This is a genomic window from Mycoplasmopsis ciconiae (assembly GCF_036350065.1).
Lineage (GTDB): Bacteria > Bacillota_I > Bacilli_A > Mycoplasmatales > Metamycoplasmataceae > Mycoplasmopsis > Mycoplasmopsis ciconiae.
The window spans coordinates 63,268-84,960 of the sequence record NZ_JAZDWZ010000004.1 but is presented as its reverse complement, the minus strand read 5'-3'; the positions used below and the strand labels follow the sequence as shown (position 1 = coordinate 84,960).

Genomic DNA, 21,693 nt, shown 5'->3' with positions numbered 1-21,693 from the left:
TGTTCACCTAATAAATGTTGTTCCCAAGCGTTAGCAAAATTATTAAATCTAATTTTTGGTTTACTCTTAGATTTAGAGACAATGATTTTGCCTCAAAATATTATTTTTACTAAGTTTCCAAGTTGTTATGTAATTTAAAAATAAAACCAAAACAGCTATAAATTATAATCTTTCGGAAATTACATAACAACTTGGAAACTCGGAATAAAATTGAAATTGAAAATAAAAATCCTAGAATTTTCTAGGATTTTTTTCTGCATTATTTATTGTCGAAAAAGTCTTTCACTTTTTTGTAGTCTAATTCGCTTGTATTATGATAAATTAAATCAGCTCCTGAAAAGTCAACATTTGAATTATAATCAAACGCTATACTTCTAATATTTGCTTTATTTAATGCTTCTACACCAGCTAACGCGTCTTCTAAACCAACGCAAAACTCTGGATCTACATTAATTAATTTAGCTGCTTCTATAAAAATATCTGGAGCTGGCTTTCCGTGTTTTATATTCTTAGGATCTGCAAAAGCATCAAAATATTCAGTGATACCTAATCTATCTAATATATATCTAGCATTATGACTGCTTGATGCTAAAGATAATTTAACATTATCAGCTTTAGCATCTTTTAAAAATTGTTCAATTCCAGGTAATAATCAAGAGGGGTCTAATTTTTCCTTTAATAACTGCACATAAGTGTTATTCTTCTCATCGGCTAACTCCAAAAGTTGCTCGTGAGTATAATCATTTTCTTTTCCTTTTAATTTTAAAATTAGTTTAAGGGTTTCTAATCTTGGAATTCCTCTAAGTTTTTCATTTTCTTCTTCAGTATAAATGATTCCTAATTTTTCTACTGTTTTAGCTCATGAAAGATAATGTAATTTTGCTGTATCAGTAATAACACCATCTAAATCAAATAAGAAACCTTTAATCATTTTTTACCTCAAAACTTAAAGGATTGTGGGTTATTTCGGTTAATTTATTATTGATGTAAATATAAGCTCTTTTGTGTTTTTCAACTGTGTGTACGCTGAATGTGTTTTGATTTACACTAACTTCTAATCACACACCTTCAAAAAGAATTCTATATGTTAATTTATCTCAGTTTTGTGGTAGTTTTGGTGAAAGATGTAATTGATTATTTACTCAAGTTAATCCTCCAAATCCAAACACAATCATTTGTCATATAGCAGATAAACTTCCTGCATGAATTCCAGCATTAGATGTGTGCATTTTTGGACCCATATCTACATCAATGGCATATTTAAATAATTCATATGCACGTTTCATTTTTCTTAATCTAACACCTTCGATAACGTAAGTTGCTGCGCTTAAACTTGAATCATGTGTTGTTATGTTTTCGTAATAATCAAAGTTTTTATCTCTAACTTCTTTGCTAAAGTATTCTGGAAGAATTTGCATTAATAAAACAACATCAGCTTGTTTTACTAATTGTGAACACAATCTTTTGTGTCCTTCTTTAGTTGAAAATAATTTTTTACCAGCATCACCTAACATTTGGAAAGGCTTAACATCAATTAAAGGTAAAGATAAAAATTGGTCATTTTCAGCAACAATTAAATCGCTATTTGGTTTTTGCTGTTTAAGCATTTTGCTTACAGTTTTCATTTTTGAAACATTAATTTTGTAAGGGATTTTGTTTAATATTTTGTTTAATAAACTTTTGTTTTTTTGTTTTAATTGTTCCATTACTTTTAATGCTAAATCGATATTATATTTAGCCATTAAATTAATGTAGGCATTGTTATCAATATTTCCTTTATATTCGTTAGGACCCATAACATCACGAATATGATATGTTCCATCCTCTTGTAATTCAGCTCTATTTGTGTAGAATCAAGCTGTATCAATGATCATTTCATAACCGGCTTTTCTCATGAATTGCTCATCTTTTGTTATTTGATAATATTGATTTACAGCGTAAGCGATGTCAGCGCTAACGTGAATTTCTTGTCTTCTAGAAGCGATTGGAACTTGCTCACCACTAACAACGTCTGCTTGACCTCAGTATGGACAAACTTCACCTTCTGTTGGTCATGCCATTTCCCATGGGAATTGCGCTCCTTCTAAATTACTTTCTTCATTTCTTAATTTGATTTCTTTAGCTTTAGCTCTAGCGCCTTTTATTCCTTTGTATCTGTATTCTAGTAAGTTACGTACAATTTTAGGGTTAGTAAATAAGAAGTTAGGGTTGATGAAAAATTCTGTATCTCAGTATGTGTGACCTTGATAACCTTCTCCACTTAAACCTTTAGCCCCAACATTTAAATTTGTTGAGTGTTTTGGTACAAAACTATTTTGGTGGAAAATAGCAAAATCAAGCGCTAAACGATCGTATTTAGATGATTCGTCACCTTCAATTTCAACAAAAAATTGATTTCAAACATTAGTTTGCATTTTTTCAATTGAAGCGTTTTTAAGTTCTTCATATGATGAATTCAATAATAACTCATGCATTTTTTTAGATTCTTCTCTTACTTGAGAATCGTCTAATAATTTACTTTTACCATCAACACTTGTATTAACTGACATTAATTTTTCTAAAACTAAAACATCTCCCTTTTTAAGGTTAACATTGATTTTAAAAAGAATCATTCTTCTTTTTATATCAATAACATAATCATCGCTTCCACCTTTAATTAATTCACCATTTAAATATAGTTTTGTGATTAAATTGTGAGCAACCATTTTTTTACTAAATGTTGTTTTTTGCTCCATGTATAAGCTTTCGGTTGTTGGACGAGATTTTAAACCTTCGCTAAAGTGTTGTGTTCCTGAATTTGTTACTTGCGCATTAATTCCTGGTTCTAAAGTCACTTTAACATAGTCTTTTTGGTCATTTAATTCTAAAACTTTTATTTCTATTCTTTGCCCGTATAAGTGTAAATTATCTTGAGAAACGAAACGTTCAAAGTTTAATTCAAATTTATTTTTATTACGTTCTACAAATAAATTTCTTTCCAAAACACCTTCGCGGATTTTTAATGTTTTTAAATATTGATCTTTTTCATTAACGCTAAAGATTTTTCCATCAAAATAAATAGGAGTTTGAATTAAATCAGCTAAATTTGCTAGCTCACTTACTTCATCTTTGTTATCTTTATTAAAAATACCATTAACAAAAAAGTCTTCTTTGTTGTATGAAGTTCTTTCTTCATCAACACTTCTTAATCCCATGTATCCGTTCCCTAAAGCAAAAATGCTTTCACTTTTACCTGTGTTTTTCTTAGAAAACTTCACTTGTGATATTTCTTTATTTTCAATGTTATATTTTAAGTAATCCATAATATCTCTTTCTAATTATTTTTAACTAACATCACAGACTCATATGGTCTTAAGTGATTTATAACTTTTTTATTATCAACATATGTACTTAATATTTGTTCAGAATTTTCTAATTCATCTATAAATAAGTCTTTTTGAGTAAAGTTAATATAAAATTCAATAACTTTATTATTTAATGTTCTTTTAACATAAATAGCACCATTATCTAAAACACTAATTTCGCTAAGTCCATCAACTAAAACATCATTATAAGTTTCTTTTCTAAAGTGAATTAATTTTTTAAAGAAATGATAAATGCTATCTTCGCTTTCTAAATCTTTTTCGACATTAATTTCTTCAATAAATCTTGGTAATTTAATTCATGTTTGTGTAGATTCATTAAAACCTGCATTTATTTGATTGTTTCATGGCATTATTGTTCTACCAGCATCTCTACTGTTAATGTTGCAGTATTTAATAAATTCACTTTCTGAATATGTAGGTTTAGATGCGTCCACTAAATCTCTAAATCCATTAACAATATCACAGTCTCTAAAATCTTCTCTATTATCAAAATGAGTATTTAAAAGCCCAATTTCTTCACCATAATAAACACATGGAATACCTTTTAAACTAAAAAGTAACATCGCTTGTGTTTTTTGTGATTCTTTACGATAAAATGTTTCGCTACCTCATCTAGACACTCCTCTACTTGTGTCGTGATTAGATAAAAAGTTTGTAATCATTTGCGGTTCAACTTCAACATTTTCTTGGAATGGTTTTTGTTGATAAGCAAATTGTTTATAGTCTCAATTAGCGTCATAACCATTTCTTCCTGTTTTAGTTCCTCAACCTATTCATCATCATGAGAAATTATAGTAATTGTCGCTTACTTTATTTGCACCCTTACCATATTCTAATAATTCTTGAACATTAATACCGCTAGCTTCTCCTAATGTATAAGCGTCTGGTTTATTTTTAAAGGCTTTTTCTTGAAATTCTTTTAAGAAATCAACCGCTCCATCACATCAAGCAAAATATGGGTTTTGTTCAACATTATCAAAAGTTTTTGCAACGTGTTTTATTGCATCTAATCTAAAACCTCTAACTCCTAAGTCATATCAAAAATCAATAACATCACTCATTGCTTTAATAGTATCTGGATGAGCTCAGTTTAAATCAACTTGTTCTTTTGCAAAAAGGTGAAAATAATATCTATTAACACTTGGTACATATTCTCAGGCGCTTCCACCAAAAATACTCATAGCTTTTTGTTCTTGTTCGTTAAGTTCATCTCTTCAAATAAAGTAATTATGTTCTTTGTTATCACGTGATTCACAAGCTTTTTGGAATCAATTATGTTCATTAGAAACGTGATTTAAAACAATATCCATAATTAAATCAATTCCTCTTTTTTTAGCTTCAGAAGCTAAAATTTTAAAATCTTCAATAGTACCAAATTGCTTTCAGACACTTTTATAATCTAAAACGTCGTATCCTGCGTCAACAAAGTTAGTTTGGTATGTAGGTGTTAATCAAATCGCATTAATACCTAATTCTTTTAAATAATCTAATTTTGAAACAATACCTAATAAATCACCATCACCATCGTTGTTTGAGTCTTTAAAACTACGTGGAAAAATTTGGTATATAACTTTATTTTTTAGTAATTCTTTTTTCATGTTTTCTCCTATTTTTCAATAATTAAACTTGTGTGAGCTTTAACTGTATTAACTGAATGATCATTTATTCTAGAATTAAATAAAACATTATCTTTTTGGATGTTGTATTCAAAATCATGATCAGAAAAATTATGTATAACTTCTAATGTTTTTTTGTCCTTAATTTGGTATATTAAGATACCTTTTTCATAGTCACAAAGGCTAAAATGAATATTATTTATTATGTCTTGGTTATTGTCAAAACGGAAATATTTAGTTTGATTTCTAAATTTATTTGTTGCCTTAACAAATTCATAAATATGTTCTTTAACATTTTGTAATTCTAAGTTTTGTCATTTTATTCCATTTACATAATCGCTAGTTTTATATGTGTTAGGTAAAACGCTAAAATCATCTGGATTTAAATTTAAAAAGTCATTAATCATTTTTTCGGCTCTACCATCATCCATACCACTTTTGTCATTTGGTTTTGATTGTAATAATTCTGTACCCGCTAAATATAACTTTCTACCTTGAACAGCTAAAGTCATAATTAAAGCTTGTCTATAGCGGTTTAACACTTCTTCAAAACTCATTTGTACGTCAGAAGTTATTATTTTATCGAATAAAGTAAAGTAATCATGGCATGCATTAAAAGCTAAATTCATTTTAATATCCGAACAAAAAAGATCGTATGAATTGTTAGCGTGTTTAATATTTTTAAAATCGTAATCTTTTAAATTCCCTACGACACTTGAAATGTATTTTTCTAAAAGATTTTGATCGTTTCCTATAATTAACCCTTTAGTTGATTTGTTGAATTCACATTTTGAAATACTATCTCTTAGTGTGTCATTAAAATAAGCAAAAGAATAATCATTAGTTGTTTCACCTTTAATTCATGAATCAGAATAATCTAAATCGCTTCATCTTCACGCTTCACCATGAAGAACAATTTTAGGGTTTATTTTTCTTAATTCAATTGATAAATCCTCTAAAGTTGTTTTATCTATAAAACAAGATAAATCAAATCTGAAACCATCTACTTTATAGTATTGAGCGTAAAATTTAAGTGAGTCAATTATCAGTTTTCTTACCATTTTACGATTGCTTGCTAACGGCGGATATGAAACTGGTGTAGTCTTAGCATCATCTCTAAAATAATAACCAGGAAATACATTATTTAGGATATTATTAGTCATTAAATGGTTATAAACCACATCAACAATAACTCCTAAATCTTTTTTGTGTGCTTGATTTACAAATTCTAAAAAATCATTAATTCTTGAATATCCATCAGCAGGATTTTCGCTATATCAACCATTAACACTAAAATAATTATGTGGATCATAACCTCAGTTGTAATTAGTGGTTCACTTTTGTGCTTGATGTTTAAAAATTAAATCTAATTTTGTACTGTTATATGTATAACACTCATGTACAGGAAGTAATTGCACATAATTAAAATCTAAATCTTTAATATGATCAATAACGCCAAATTCCAAAGCACTTTTAAATGTGCCTTTTCTGTGTTTTTTGTCTTCACTTTTTAAAGAAGTAAAATCTCTTATATTCAACTCGTAAATAATAGGATCTACACTATTATTTGTCTTTGGTTTTCAAAAATCGTTTTTAAATTTTATTTTTTGAGAGTTTAAATTAACAAATACACTTTTACCAACTTTATCTTCTTTACCTTCTCAATTAAAAGGCGACATAGAAAAAGAATATGGATCAAGCGCAAAATTTTGTGTTCCGTCTTGTTGAGTTATAAAATATCTGTAAGCAAATGATTCGTATTCTTTTGGTATTTCCACTTCAAAAATAGGAGTGTTTTTGTTCATTTTATAAGTTGTAATCAATTCATCCTGTTCTTGATTTTTATAAATATATAAATGAACTTCTTTAGCCAAAGGATGTCATAATTTAACTGTAAATTTATCGTCATTAAATCTAGCACCCAAATCATCTTTATCATAATAATATTGTTGATCAATACTTTCAAAATATTGATTATTTTTTTGTAATAATTTCATATTAATTTAATTGTATTCTTTTAGAAAAAAATAGAAAAAAAGACGCACTTTTCTTGATGCGTCAAAATTTTTTTAACTTGTTTATAGATATATTATCATGTAAGTGAAAATTCTTGGTGAAAAAATTTAAAATGGTCTGGATCTATATAAAACTTACCGGCAATGCAAATGCTATCATCATCATATCCAAACATTTTTATAGCCACTAATTCGCTACGTCCATATTTTTTTACTTTTTCATAACATAATTGATAAACAATATTAGAAATTACTTTTTTATCTATTAAAAAGTTAATTAAAGCTTTATTACCTTCCATCATTTTTGGATCAGGTAAGTGTTTTTTAGAAACATAAACAACACCATCACCAACCATTTTTTTCTTAATGAAGAATTTTTTGTCAAATCCGTAATACCCGTCCAAAAAGATAATGTGATTGTCATCATTTCACTCTTCTAAATCTGATTCACTTTTTAAAATTGTCTCTTCAGTGTCAGCTCCAATTAAAAACGAAATCGGCTTGATTAAATTATGAAAATTTTCAGCAACAAAGTGCCCTCTTTTAGAAATTGTATAAACAGCACCCAAAGCCTCTAATTTATTATAAGCAGAAACAACAACACTTCTTGAACAATTAAATCTCATCATCAAAGCATGTTCACTTGGCATTATTTTATTTGTGGGTACCTTTTTAGAGATTATTAATTCAATCAAGTATTCAACAATTTGCTGAGTTTTTCTGGGTGATTTTAATTCAATTTTATTCATATTAATTCATTAAAAGTTAAAAGCCACCAAAAGGATTGAATCCTCCGCCACCTTTGAAACTTCTTGATAACTCCTTCATTCTTTTTGACATATTTTCATAATCATTAATTAATTTGTTAAATTCTTGGACGCTTCTTCCACTTCCTTTTATAATTCTTTCTTTTCTTGAAGCGTTTTTTAATAATTTAGGGTTTTTTCTTTCTTTAATGGTCATTGATGACATTAAAATCTCATAAACCTTCATTTTTTCTTCAGCTTTATCTAAATCTTCTTCGTTTATTTTGCTTGATATATTACCAGGTAGCATTTTTAATATTTTTGAAAACTTACCTAGCTTTTTAACTTGATTCAACTGTTCCATTAAATCATCTAAAGAAAACTCACCAGAAAACATTTTGTTTATCATTTTTGATGCTTTTTTCTCATCGATAACATCGCTAGCTTTTTCAATAAGTGATAAAACATCACCCATTCCTAAAATTCTGTCAGCCATTCTATCTGGGTAGAATAAATCTAAATTAGATACTTTTTCACCTGTTCCAATAAATTTTATTGGTATGTTTAAAATTTCTCTAATACTTAAAGCAGCTCCACCTCTGGCATCCGAATCAAGCTTTGTTATTATTGTTCCGTTTAAATGTAATTTATTATTAAATTCTTCAGCAACATTAATGATATCTTGCCCTGACATAGCATCAGCTACAAAAAGTATTTCATTTGGTCTAGCTACTTTCTTGACATTAACTAATTCATTCATAAGTTTTTCATCAATAGCTAAACGACCAGCTGTATCGATTATAATTAAGTCATTTTTGTTTTCTTTAGCTTGTTTTAAGGCGTTTTCAACGATTTCTTCAACTGGCGCTTGTGTCCCTTGTTCATAAAAGTCTACTTGAATGCTTTTGGCTAATGTTACTAATTGATCAACAGCTGCAGGACGATAAATGTCGGCGGCAACAACCATAGGATTTTCAACAAATTTCTTTTTACGGAAATAATACGCCATTTTTGCTGTTGCAGTTGTTTTACCAGAACCTTGTAAACCACACATCATAATTACATAAGGTTTAGAATCGATTTTAGGTTCTACAACTTTATTACCTAAAACCGAAACTAACTCTTCATGAACTATTTTGATCATTTGTTGAGAAGGGTTTAATTTACCAATTAAGTTAGATTCAAGTGTTTTTTGTTTAACGTTATTAACAAATTTCTTAACAACTTTAAGATTAACGTCAGCCTCTAAAAGAGCCAATCTTATATCTCTGGCTACTTCAGTTAAATCTTCTTCATTAATGATTGTTTTTTTGTTTATTTTATTTAATGCTTTTTGCATTCTAGATTCTAAAAAATTTAACATAATGTGTAAATTATATAATAATTAACACACTAAAGTCATTTAAAAAACAGCGATAAACGCCGCTTAATCAAAGAATTTTGATTTTTTATAAAAAATTACTTTTTAAACTTCCTAAACACTTTAAAACTAAGGAATGAAAAAATAAATCCGCTTGTGAATGCGATAATAGACACACCAATAAAAATTGCACAACCTTTAAAATAATCCAATGTTAAAATTTGAATTATTTCATCTTCTCTTGGATTAAAAATTCAGTTACTTTTTCCAGGAAAAAATATTTTGTGAAAAACAGCAAAACTTTTTTCAAAGTTTATCGAAGACACAATAATGGTAACAAAAATAAAAACTAAAAGTGTTATGCTTGCGATAAAACCACTTAAAAGAAATTGGATTTTTAAATTTTTAAATTTGAACTTAATAATTGTAATTGTCAAAATGATAATTGAAGTTATTGCTAAAAAAATAAAATTAATAATAAATAATCGTTTAACATCACTAAAATGATCAATTGCGTTTTGCGATGTTTTTAAAAGGCCGCTTGAAAAAATACTTTTGTAACCTATCAAATAATTCATAACTTCATCATAAGCTTGTTTTAATTGTTCATAATTTAATTTACCGACTTTAAAACTTAAATTATCTAAATTAATATTCGATAAATAACCATAAAAGAAACTTCTACTTCATATAACCAAGCTTATACTAAAACTAATAATAAAAAAGAAAATGCTCACACCTAAAATTACGTTTAAAAAGTTAGACATATTTCTTTGTTTTGTTGTCAATTGTTGTGCTTTTACCATATTTTTATTATACTTTTATTTTTCTTTTGAGGTTATAAAACAGCAATAAAAAAACAAAGCTTTCGCTTTGTTTATAATTTATTTTCTAACTAAAAAGTGATTGAAAATAACTTTTGAGTTTTCGTTATTGTATAGTTGTTTTTTTAATTTAAAATCTTTTTCTATGTGTCCGTACTTACCTTTAGCAATAATTAAAAATACCATTGTAAAGAAACATAAAAACATAGTAATTCAAGGGATTATGTAACTAAAATCTTGCATACGCTCAATTTCATATACTTTTTCACCTGTTGTTTCATCAATATATGAAGAACCGGTTCTTTGAATTGCTTGCGGTTGTAATGCCACAATGAAAAAGATTACAACAAAACTAATAACACTAAAGGCAATCATGAATTTAAAGAATTTTCTACCGTTGTTATAGTGTAAATATAATAAAGACTGAGTAATTACTGCAAAAATAAGAGTTAAAGAGTTTAAAACAGCTAAAACTGAATATAAGGCTCTATAAATATGTAATAACTGGTAAGTCTCACTGATTTTTAATGCTTTTTCTAACGCTTGCGGAGTTAGCGAAGATATATCGTCTGTTCTAGTTAAAAACTTTATTTCATCATTGATACGAATTTTGAAATTATATGTATGAATTGCCATTAATACTATACAAATGATTAAAAATAATGTGCTTATCAAAAGATAAACTTTTCTTGATTTGTAATTAGATATGTAATATTTATGTTTTGTTTGTGTGTCTGAATTTATTTGGTTTTTTAGCATCATATTAATTTATTCTGTTTTTTGATGTAGCATCAAAAATATGCATTCTTTTAGAAGAAAAACTTAAATTAACGTTTTGATAAAGTTCAAATTCAACTGAGTTAGAGGCATTTACGATAAATTCAATTTGATCATTTATTTTAGCCACTACAAGTTGGTCTTTACCAATTAACTCAATATTTGAAATTTTTGCTTCAATAAATTCCGAAGCTTGAGCGTCATTAATATAAATATCTTCACTTCTAAATCCAATTACAAGTTCTTGGTTTTCTACTAATTTATCTTTGAATTCTTCATCCACACTTAGGCTAAAATTAGATTCTTTAGCAAATACTCTTCCTTGCTTGTATACAGCATCAAAAGTATTCATAGTTGGAGAACCAATAAATTTAGCAACAAAAATATTAGCTGGTTTGAAATATAATTCTCTACCTGTTCCGTTTTGCTGGATTTTACCATCATTAAATACAACAATTTGATCACCCATTGTCATAGCTTCTAACTGATCGTGAGTAACATAAATACTTGTTGTATTTAACATTCTATGAATTCCGACAATTTCACGACGCATTGTTTCTCTAAGTTTTGCGTCTAAGTTAGATAAAGGTTCATCCATTAAGAAAACGTGTGGTTTTCTGGCAATAGCTCTACCTATTGCAACCCTTTGTCTTTGTCCACCACTTAAATCACGTGGTTTACGGTATAAATAATCATCAATTTTTAAAATTTTAGCAACGTCTTTAACACGTCTATCAATAACATCTTTTCTTTCTTTTGCTATTCTTAAACCAAAAGAAATATTGTTATAAACATTCATATGAGGATATAAAGCGTATGATTGGAAAACCATCGCGATATTTCTCTCGCTTGGTAAAAGGTTATTATATCTTTTATCGTTAAACAATAAATCACCCTTAGTAATTGAATTAAGACCTGCGATCATTCTTAAAAGCGTTGTTTTACCACAACCACTTGGTCCTAAGAAAATACAGAAAGTACCTGGTTTTATATCTAAATTAATATTCTCTAAAGTATATTTATCGTTACCTTCGTATTTTTTAGAAATATTTACCAATTTTATGTGTGCGCCATCATTTGTGTTGTTTATTTCACCGATTTCAGAAATAATTTTATCTAAGTCCAATGACTCTAATTCATAATCTTGTTCATTTTCCATTAAATCAAGATTATGTTTATTTTGTGTTTTTTTATCTTTGTTCAATTTAAACATATTTTATCCTTTCACAGCTCCATCAGATAAACCACCAACAATGAATTTTTGTAGGTACATAAATAATATAAACGCAGGTAGTGTAGCCAAAATACTTCCAGCCGCGTAAGCTCCGTTATTTACATGTTTTGGTTCTGTGGAAATAAACGAATCTAGTCCAACAGCTAATGTTTTTTGTGTATTTTCAATCAAAATAAATTTTGGCAAAATAACATCAGTAAAAGGAACTAAAAAACTTCAAAGCGCAACCATAATTAACGCAGGTTTTAAAACGGGTAAAAGAATTTTAAAGAATATACCTCAGTTGTTGCAGCCATCAACCTTACCAGAATCGTCTAACTCGTTGGAGATGCTGTCTAAGTAACTTTTTAACATGAAAGTATTAGATGACACGGCTCCACCAGCATAAATAATAACTAACATAATTTGAGGGCTAATCCCTAAACTTCCTCCAAGTCTAACCAAAATAAACAAAGTAATAAGACTTGATGTTGCAGGGATCATTTGTAACAACATAATAATTAATAATGAATGTTTGCTTCCGGCAAATTTAAATCTTGAATATGCATAACCATTTAAAGCAACAGCTGTAGTAGCAACAACCATTGTAAAAAAGGCAATAACAAGTGTATTTTTATATCAGGTTAAGAAATAACTTCTTTCGCTTGTAAACAAGTAATTAAAGTTATCAAAACCAAATTTAAAAGGTGTTATAGAAATAATACGTGGGTTATTAACATTAAAGGCTGAAATTACTAACGAAATGATCGGGAATAAAATGATTACAGCTCAAAAAATTAAAAATAAGTAATTGAAAATTAATCAAACAATTTCCATAGGAGTAGGTGGTTTTGAGTCTGTTTCATTAAACTTAATTTTCTTTTTAGTGTATTTAGTAATATCTAAATCAATATTTTCGTCTATACGTTTATAGAAACTCATAACTAATCTCTCCTTCTCATTGATTTTATAAATCCTTTGGCTGCAAGCGCTATACTGAATAATGAAGCTAATGTGGTTAAGGCAGCAGCAAATGATAAGTGTCCTTCAACTTTTACAGTTCCTGTTGTTATTTTATAAACTCAAGAAATGATAATATCAGTTGAAGCCTCACCAAAGGCTGTGGTTTCAGGATAAACAGGTCCACCATTAGTGAATAAACTTATTGTTGTGAAGTTATTAAAGGCTAAAACGAATTGACCAATTAACATAGGAGCAATTGATAAAAGTAACTGAGGTAAAGTTAAATAAATAAATAATTGTCTACCTTTGGCACCATCAACACTTCCTGCCTCATATATATCTTTTGGAATAGATTGTAAATTACCTGTAACCAACATGAATATTCACGCATACGCTACTCATGTTTGCACAACAATAACTAAAACTCTAGCTCTAGTTATATTATTCAATCAATCGATAGATTGATCTATAAGCCCTAATTTAAGTAAAATAAGGTTAATATATCCTTGGTCACCAGCTTGGAATGATTGTTTAATAAATGTTATAGTAACAAACACGGGAATAGCTCAAGGTAAAATATAAATTAAACGGAATATTTTTTTACCTTTTATTCTTTGATTATTTACTAAAACGGAAATAATAATACCTAATGAAATAGGAATTATGGTTGATAAAATTGTTCAAATTATTGTTCAGTTTATAACTCTACTTAAAGATAATAATAAATTGTTCTCTCTAAATATTCATCATAACCCTCAGTTTTTTAAACCTACTCAATCAACAGTTTGTGAAGGTGCTTCGTGTTGTAGTCCGTAGTTAGTAAATGAAATTAAAATACTTGTAATAACAGGAGTAGCAACTATAAAGATCATTAAAGCTCAACCAACAAGTGAAATCATTCATGGAAATCCACTTGTGTTTAATCATCTTTTAGTGTGTGATCATTTACTTGGTCTAGAACCTTCTTCTAAGGCTTTTGCGACTCTATAAGAACCAACACCCGAAACAAGAAAATATATAAGTGAAAAACATAAAAGTAGGATAGATATAACACCACCAAAAAGTCAATATCTAGCGTCAGGGAATATTCCTAAACTACTGTTATATAGGTGTGATCCTAAATCATATAAACCTAATACTCCACCCATTTTATCTCAATAAGCCCCAAAACAAAACGGAAGAATTACACTGTAGATAAATAAAGAAACAACTGATAAAGCCACTCCTTTAATATATTGCTTGAATATAAGTAATTCTGGAATTCCAGGAAAAATTATTCCTAAAAATAAAGCTAAGTATCTAATATTTTTAATGTATTCTATTGGAATTGATTTCTGCGCTTCATTTACCTTACTTTCATATATTTTGTTAATGATTTTTTGATCATTCATTTTTCTGAAAAAGTGTGTAAATAAGATGTTTTTGTTTTTCTTTAAATCAAAATCTAATTTAAGTTCATTAATAGATTCTTTTTTAAAAATTTTGAACTCAATCATTTTATTTTTAAAAGCAGCTTTTGATATTTCTTTTGATTTAATTTTATTTTTGAACTCGACTACTTTTTGTTTATATTCTTTTTTTATTAAAGCTTCTTTTTCTAAATAAGTTTTCTTTTGTTCAATATGTAAATTAGATGTTTTAATAACGTCTATACTAATTAAAGCATTTGCTTTTTCGTTGTTATATTTATATAGCAATTCTTGGTTTGCTATAGCTTTTTCAATTAAAGCATCAGCTACAACTCTTTGATATTTTCCTTGGTAAGAAAATTTAGAATTATTTTCTGACAATTTTAAGTTGTATTTAGATTTAACTACATCTGAAGCTATTTTTCTAGCTGATAAATATGAATTAAATGAGAAAAATACTTTGAAAGCTAGCAATAATATTTTTTCATTATCGCTATTTTTAATTTTGTCCAATATTTCTTTTTTAAAAGCTAAAAAATTCATATTAGAGTTTTTTTGAAAACACACACATGTGTCATTATTTGCTCTTTTTGATAAATCGTCACAAGAGTTAAAAATTGGTATAACTATTTTTTTATAATCTTTAAAAAATCTAGGGTTAGATTCGATAAATTTATTAAAGTTTGAAACCAATAATTTCATAGATTCATGACCGATTTCTTTTTTAACATTTTTATAAGATTGTTTAATTGCTTTATTTGTGTTTTCGATTTTATTTTTAAGATTTTTTAGTTTATTTTTGTTTTTGTTTTCAATTGATAAAATTTGTTGTTTATGTTCATTAATTTTTTGTTTTGACTCTTTTTTGTACGCTAATACTTCACTTTTAGAGTCTAGTGTTTTTTGGTTAAATGAATACTCAAGATTTAAAATATTTTGTTCGTTTTTCAAACGAATATTTTTTCTTGTTATTAAATACTCTTTCTTCATTTGATTTTTTTGTTCATTAAACTCCTTTGATAACTCTTTTCTTTTTCTTTGTAAGGAAATAACGCTTTTATTAAGTTGTTCAAGAATAAAGTTTAATTTCTCGATAATATCTGGGTTTTTTTCAATAACTTTAATTTCGAATTTATCTAAAGAATTTTTAAGTTCGTCTAAATTATCTTTAGTTATATTCGCTATATTATCTTTATGTGATTTAACATATTTTAATAATATGTTATATATGGCGTAAGTTTTGAATAAAGAAGATTGTTCATTTTGAACTTTTAATTGAAGATTGCTAAGAAGTTTTTCTTTTTCTTCAGGTGTGTCCGCTGATGTTTTAAGCGAATTTTGAAAATCTTTTGTATATAGTTGGATTTTCTTTTTCTCTTTTTTGAGTTTTTTTAACTCAAATAAAATTAAAGTCTCAATCGAATCAGAATATTTTAATTTTTTAATAGAATCTTTGAAAACTTTAACTCTATTTAAATAAGCAACTTTTTGGCTAGAAAGCTCTCTTTTTTGGTTTTCTTCAATTTTATTTCTTGCTCTTAAATAAAGATCTTTTTCAATATTATGACGTGTATTTATTTGATCAATTCTTCTTGATGTTACAACTTTAACAGCATGTTTATAGGCTTTTAAAGTTTGTGTAGTTTCGGGAATTATGGGATCAAACGACTCGCCGTATCAATTATATAATTTAATTTCTTTATCCATTTTTACCTCCTTTGTTTGTGTATTTTATACTTTTCATAATGTCATATTTTTCTCTTTAAAAATAGTTTAATCGCAAGAGAAGAAAGTATTAAGGTAACTAAACCACAGAGAATACTCAGAAGAATACTAAATGCATATTCCACATCACTCATGTATGAAACACCTCTAACATAAGGTGTAAATGCCATGGCAACAAATATCAAAATAGAGATAAAGAAAAAGCCAAAACCGGCTTTTAACTTATGTCTTAATAATACTATATAGATAGCGAAACCAACCAATATTAATTGGTTGGAAACATAAGAAAAAATTTTCGTTAGAGCTAATTCTTTACCTATTTTAGATAAATCATCTTTATTTGTTTGGTTAATAAATTGATCTTGTCTAACACCTATTGTAAATGGTGCTAGGATGACCAAAACACTAACAAACGTTAATAATGCAATCATTATTAATAGAGTGTAAAAATAATTTTTATCTAAGTTTAATTTAGGTTTTGTTAAGTTCATAAAATATTATTCAAATGTAACTGATTTAATACCTTTTGATGCGGCATTAACTTTTTCTCTGTAGTTAACATTTAATAATTCAACAATTTTGTTTTTGAATTCTTCTTCGCTAGTTACTTGCTTGCTTTTAGCTAATTCTTCGTATTTAATTTTATTTCCAAATGTTTGGTCATTTCATGAAACTCAAGCAATGCTTCCGAATGCTGGGTTAGAGTTATCAAGACGGTATGTTTGAGTTTTTAACTCACCTAAAGCTTTATTGTTTGTTAAGTCAGTGATTGGCGCGCTTGAATTAATAACGTCCATTAATTTGTTTATTGCTAATTTTTTATTAAATTCATTAATTTCAAATAAAACTTTTTTCACTTCTCATGTAGAAGGAGTACCATCTTTTTTAGGGAAGGATTCATCAAGGAAGAATTTATTTACAAATTCTCTTATTTCTGCAGTAAGTAAGAATGTATTTGTGTAAGCTTCTACAGCTTTCTTAACAACTTCTTCAGAAACAGTGTTTTTAGCCGCTTTAGCAACAAAATCTTTGGCTTTGGCTAAAGCATCATCTACAAGTTTTTTTACTTCTTCTGTTGGGTTTTCAGATTTTATAGCTTGAGTATATTTATTTAATACAGCATTTCATTCTTCTGCGTTATCCCCATTAACATCAAAAATTAATTTTTCTACTTTTCTTACGTGTAATGAGTTTTCTGATTGTTGAGCTTCTTTAAGTTGTTGTATTGCACCATCTTTTAATACTTCAACACCAACTTGTCAAACTTGTCCATTACCTTCTAATTGATTTAATTGAATTCCTAATAATGCAGCAACAACATTTCTTAAACCTGTTGTTTTTAATGTTGAAAGTTTATTTTTAATATCTTTCGCTTCTTCTTTTTGAATTCCGCTGATTGCAGCAATTTCCTCTGAAAGAAGGTTTTTGCTATCTAAAGGATTGTTATCATTTTCAACACTTCATTTTTTAATTTCAAATGATGATAAAGATTTTAATGGGTTGTTTTTAGTGTAATTGTTGTAAGCACTTTCTAATTCTTTTATATTTTCATAACCTAATTCTTGTTTAATTTGGTCATTTAATTCTTTACTTTCTGCTAATTGCTCAGCTGCTACAAAAGCCTGAACATCTGAACGCATTTTTGCTGTAAAAGGTATTTTAGAATCATCTTTAAAGTAAGCTGCGTAAGATTCTTTATTAAAGATTGCTTTTAAAAGTGTAGAAATAGCTTTTTTACGTTCTGGTGCTGCACCATTGTTTCTTGAGTTGATCATGTATGATCAAGAACCAGGAGCTTGTAAGTATGGTACACCTTCATCAACATTAATAACATTTAAGAATGTTTGTGCATCAGCTGATTTTTCAGTATTTTGTAAATCTCAACTTCCGATAATTGCGTAGCTAATTTTTTTATCTTTTAATAACTCTCAAATTTTGTTTTGAACGTTACCCATATCTTTATCTAATAAAGCCTGAATATCCCCTTGTGATATTTTTTTAGCGTGGAATATAGTTGTTTTAAACTCTTCTGCAGAATCAATATAAGCAGCTTTAAAGAATGGGTAAACTAATTTAACTACTGTGTCTACAGCTTGTTTGTATTGTGGGTTAAATTCGTTATCTTCTACAAATCCTGATTGAACAACTGGTTTACCATCTGTGTTTTCTGTATATACAATTTTGTTAATTAATCTTGAATATTTTTCTTTAGTTGTTTCTTTTTGATCTTCTGGTGCTTTTGCAACTAAATCATTTTTAATTTTTTCGAAAGCTCCAGCTAATACACCATTACCATATCATAAGTCTTGGATTCTGAAAAATCCTTCACCATTTTCAACTAATTCAACAAGTGTATCTGAGTCAGGACTAGTTAATTGTTTTTTGGTTTCTTCTAAACTTTTGTTACTTGCAAGAATAATTCCTTCTTTGTTGTGTCTTAAACCAAATAATCTTGTTTCTCTTTTGTTTGTTGCTCTAACAACACCACTTAAAGAACCAAATGCTTTCATTTGTTTCTTTTCTTCATCTGTTGCACCAACAATATTAGCAATTTCATCAAATAATTTAGGGTCAAAAGTATTTAAATCACTAACAGCATTAGCTTGAACTAAATCAACCAATTCTGGTGCGTAAAAAATATCTGGAACACTTTCGTCAGTTGTACCAGCAACACCAATGTCTTTAGCTGACCAAACATCTTTTTTAATTGTTTTAATCACGAATCCATCAACTTTGTGAGAATCTGATTTATTAAATTCTTCAATAACTTTGTTGTAGAATTTTTCTTGTACTCCATCAACAGCTAAAATAATTGTTTTTTCTTTAGGTGCTTCAGGTGTTTTAGGTGATTCGGGTGTTTGAGTATCACTTTTAGATGGTGAACAAGCAGCTGTAAAAGCAGCTATGGCAGCTGAACCTGCAAAAGCTAAAGGTAATAAAAATTTCTTAATCTTCATAAACTTCTCCTTTTAAAACCTATTCATAAACTATTTCATTTTTTCAGTAAGCTAAAAAACTAAATAAAATAGAAAAAATTGATAGGAATAGCAAACCAAAAACAAAAGCTAATATAGTAAAAATTTTTCCTTCTTCGGTTTTATCTAATATGTAAAACGCATGTATTCCCAAGACTATAAACACTAAATAACAAACAAATAAAGCAGTAAAAAATAATCTATATTCAAAACTTTTAATCTCTTGTATAAATTTTTCAAGATTATCCTCTTTATCTTTGAAAAATTGATACTTATTTAATAGATAAAAAATCAAAATTGTCGCAAACAAAATATATGCTTGTGTCAAAGACATGAATATAAATTCAATTATTTTAGGTGCGTATTTTCTCTCTAAAGGGTATTTGCCTAAAAACACGTACCTAATTCTAGTCCTAAGAGGCAAGGGTTTGTACTTTTTATTTTTCATTTACTAATTTTATTATATAATATTTAAATTTTATGTTTCTGTAGTGCCAAAAATTTAGTTTTATTTTTTGCATTTATTAATAATCGTCACATTTGACCAGTCAAGAAATAAAAAATAATAAAAAATGACTTTTTAACCTTAAAAACAGTGTAAAAAGTCATTTTTTAATGTTTTGTTTTAGTTTTTGATTATATTTTATATTTTTCTTAAATATGGAAATATTTCACAATTTTACGCACAATAATGTTGTTAATTAAAAAATCAAAACATAATACTATGTTTTGATTTAATTTTTATTTTGCGCTTAATTTTTCAATTTCTTGACGCAATTGGTCATATGGTCTGTAACCCATGAATGATTTAATCATTTTTCCATCTTCATAAACAAATGTAGCAGGAATTGAGCTTACTCCCATTTCTTGAGCAAATGCTCTATCTTCGTCAATATTCACACGATAAACGTCAACACTATCTTTTTCAGATAACATTTCTAATGAACTTTTGTACATTCTACATGGTCCACATCAAGTTGCATAAAAAACAACAACTTTTAAACCTTTGTTCATTTCTTCTTCGTTTATTTGTGATTTAACAATATCTTTCATCATATTATTTACCTCTTTTATGATTTTCTTAATTATATAGCAAAAATGCATTTTTTTGCTAAAAAAAGCGTAAAAAATGCATTTTTTGATTTTAGTTATTTAAAAGGTATTATGTGAACATGTGTGTGAAAAACTGTTTGACCTGCGCTTGAGCCTGTATTGATTATAAGTTGAAATCCAGGGATTTGTTTTTGTAAAACTAAGTTATTAGCTAACTCTCTAGCTTTTAATAATAAATATGTAAAATCTTCTTGCTCCATTTCAACACAGTTTTTAGAGTGCTTTTTAGGAACTACTAAAAAATGACCTGGTTGAACTGGTTGGATATCTTTGAAAGCAATAACTCTTTCATCTTCATAAACTATATCTGCAGGAATTTCACGATTAATAATTTTTAAAAAAATATCGTTCATTATATTAATTTACTTTCTTTTAGTGTTTCTTTAAGAGTTTCGTCATCTACTTGAATTGAATAACCTAATTTTTTGAAAGCCTCTAAAGCTGTTTGGAATAATTTATCATCTTTTAAGGCAATAGCAAAAATTAAACTTTGAATTTTATCTGCAAAATAACTATTTTCGACACTAAGAATTTGTTTAGTTACTTCTTTATCTTCTACAGTTTCTTTAATTTCTTTTACAGATGGTAAAAGAACATTTAAATAAGTAGCTGAAACTTTTTTATCTTTAGCGTTGTATATTTTTATTGATTTTTCAAGATTTCCCTCTTGATCAACTTTAGATAAATCAAAAATTGATGAGTCATTGACAACAAAACCACTTAAAGCATCGTTTTTAAGTTCTTTAATATCAGAAACACTAAAGTTAATATTATATTTTGATGCTTGATCGATTAAAATACCTTGGTATCCTATTAATTTAGCCTCTAAATCTTTGTTATTAGTAAAAACTAAGGCAGGATCAACACTTAAACTTTCTTTTGCTAAATTTCTTGCTAAATCTTGGTAATCACTGACTTTTTGAATTACTTTTATAGGGTATGAAAAAATGTCAATATTGTCTGATGATTCAAAACCTCATTTTTGTACAGGTTTATTTTTAACTAAATAACTAATGAAGTTAAAATAATTTAAATCATATTGATCTTGATTGTCTTTAAAATCACTGTTGATTTTTTCTAAATATTCTTTATTGTTAATTTCGAAGTATTTAGAAACTAATAAAATTTCATTAATTTTTTTTGAAATTCCTGTTTGTTTTTGTTGTAAAAAGATTTTGAATGCTTCTTTAGAAGGGATTTGATTAATTGCAATATTGTCAGCAGATTTTAAAATTGTAAGTTGTTGATCACTAAAAATTCCTTCAGATGTAAATTTACTCAATTGACTAACAAAATACAAAGGAGATTTATTTAATTCTTGAATTGAATAAATCTCGAATGCTTTGTAAGCATCTTCAAAATAATTAGAATTAATGTCATTTATTAATTCGGCGTAATTTTTTTGGTATAAATTGGCTAAAACATTTTCTACATAAATATTTTCAACTACTTGAGTTAAGTTTTTATCTTTAAATTGTTGATCTTGTGCTATTTTTGCTGGAGTTTCAACACTTCTGGCACAACTAATAGATGCTATAGGTAATGCTAAAGAAGCAAAACTTGCACTAAAAATAAATTTTCATTTTTTCATA

The 21,693-nt window shown here is 27.4% G+C and carries 17 protein-coding genes; all 17 read right to left on the bottom strand.

Translation table 4 applies throughout. The annotated features are described in order from the left end of the window. Positions 1-259: 259 nt before the first annotated feature. Positions 260-931 carry a beta-phosphoglucomutase gene (gene pgmB, locus V2E24_RS01710; RefSeq protein ID WP_330500704.1) on the bottom strand — a complete coding sequence of 224 codons (672 nt, stop codon included), beginning with the start codon at positions 929-931 and terminating at the stop codon, positions 260-262. Beyond that, positions 924-3,302: a glycosyl hydrolase family 65 protein gene (locus V2E24_RS01705; RefSeq protein ID WP_330500703.1), complete on the bottom strand. Its 2,379-nt coding sequence runs from the start codon at positions 3,300-3,302 to the stop codon at positions 924-926. Before V2E24_RS01705 ends, pgmB begins: the two co-directional genes overlap by 8 nt. An 11-nt stretch (positions 3,303-3,313) precedes the next feature. Then, positions 3,314-4,963, bottom strand: a complete 1,650-nt coding sequence (locus V2E24_RS01700) for an alpha-amylase family glycosyl hydrolase (protein ID WP_330500702.1) — start codon at positions 4,961-4,963, stop codon at positions 3,314-3,316. An 8-nt stretch (positions 4,964-4,971) separates the two neighbouring features. Further along, a complete protein-coding gene (locus V2E24_RS01695; protein ID WP_330500701.1) occupies positions 4,972-6,978 on the bottom strand; it encodes an alpha-amylase family glycosyl hydrolase in 2,007 nt (668 codons plus the stop codon). 92 nt (positions 6,979-7,070) lie between these two features. After that, on the bottom strand, positions 7,071-7,745 hold the full coding sequence (locus V2E24_RS01690; RefSeq protein WP_330500700.1) for a winged helix-turn-helix domain-containing protein: 675 nt from the start codon (positions 7,743-7,745) through the stop codon (positions 7,071-7,073). Between the two features lie 16 nt (positions 7,746-7,761). Beyond that, the gene (gene ffh, locus V2E24_RS01685; protein ID WP_330500699.1) at positions 7,762-9,105 is read right to left on the bottom strand and encodes a signal recognition particle protein; all 1,344 of its coding nucleotides are present in this window, start codon (positions 9,103-9,105) and stop codon (positions 7,762-7,764) included. A 95-nt stretch (positions 9,106-9,200) separates the two neighbouring features. Next, positions 9,201-9,908 (bottom strand): TIGR01906 family membrane protein, encoded by a 708-nt coding sequence (locus V2E24_RS01680; RefSeq protein ID WP_330500698.1) that lies wholly within the window; start codon positions 9,906-9,908, stop codon positions 9,201-9,203. A gap of 78 nt (positions 9,909-9,986) precedes the next feature. Further along, the gene (locus tag V2E24_RS01675; RefSeq protein ID WP_330500697.1) at positions 9,987-10,688 is read right to left on the bottom strand and encodes a hypothetical protein; all 702 of its coding nucleotides are present in this window, start codon (positions 10,686-10,688) and stop codon (positions 9,987-9,989) included. 1 nt (position 10,689) lies between these two features. Continuing rightward, positions 10,690-11,916, bottom strand: coding sequence for an ABC transporter ATP-binding protein (locus tag V2E24_RS01670; RefSeq protein WP_407940490.1), 1,227 nt, complete (start codon positions 11,914-11,916; stop codon positions 10,690-10,692). A gap of 3 nt (positions 11,917-11,919) precedes the next feature. After that, positions 11,920-12,858, bottom strand: coding sequence for a sugar ABC transporter permease (locus tag V2E24_RS01665; RefSeq protein WP_330500696.1), 939 nt, complete (start codon positions 12,856-12,858; stop codon positions 11,920-11,922). Positions 12,859-12,860: 2 nt separating this feature from the next. Beyond that, positions 12,861-15,995, bottom strand: coding sequence for an ABC transporter permease subunit (locus V2E24_RS01660; RefSeq protein WP_330500695.1), 3,135 nt, complete (start codon positions 15,993-15,995; stop codon positions 12,861-12,863). A 2-nt stretch (positions 15,996-15,997) separates the two neighbouring features. Beyond that, entirely contained in the window at positions 15,998-16,504 is a 507-nt protein-coding gene (locus V2E24_RS01655; protein WP_330500694.1) for a hypothetical protein, read from the bottom strand. A gap of 6 nt (positions 16,505-16,510) precedes the next feature. Beyond that, the gene (locus V2E24_RS01650; protein WP_330500693.1) at positions 16,511-18,970 is read right to left on the bottom strand and encodes a hypothetical protein; all 2,460 of its coding nucleotides are present in this window, start codon (positions 18,968-18,970) and stop codon (positions 16,511-16,513) included. A gap of 19 nt (positions 18,971-18,989) precedes the next feature. Next, entirely contained in the window at positions 18,990-19,436 is a 447-nt protein-coding gene (locus V2E24_RS01645) for a hypothetical protein (RefSeq protein ID WP_330500692.1), read from the bottom strand. Positions 19,437-19,729: 293 nt separating this feature from the next. Continuing rightward, positions 19,730-20,044, bottom strand: coding sequence for a thioredoxin family protein (locus V2E24_RS01640; RefSeq protein ID WP_330500691.1), 315 nt, complete (start codon positions 20,042-20,044; stop codon positions 19,730-19,732). Between the two features lie 92 nt (positions 20,045-20,136). Then, complete coding sequence (gene hinT / locus V2E24_RS01635) at positions 20,137-20,454, bottom strand: histidine triad protein HinT (protein WP_330500690.1); 318 nt, start codon at positions 20,452-20,454, stop codon at positions 20,137-20,139. Beyond that, positions 20,454-21,692, bottom strand: coding sequence for a HinT-interacting membrane complex lipoprotein P60 (locus tag V2E24_RS01630; protein ID WP_330500689.1), 1,239 nt, complete (start codon positions 21,690-21,692; stop codon positions 20,454-20,456). The genes hinT and V2E24_RS01630 overlap by 1 nt, the downstream gene beginning before the upstream one ends. Position 21,693: the final 1 nt, after the last annotated feature.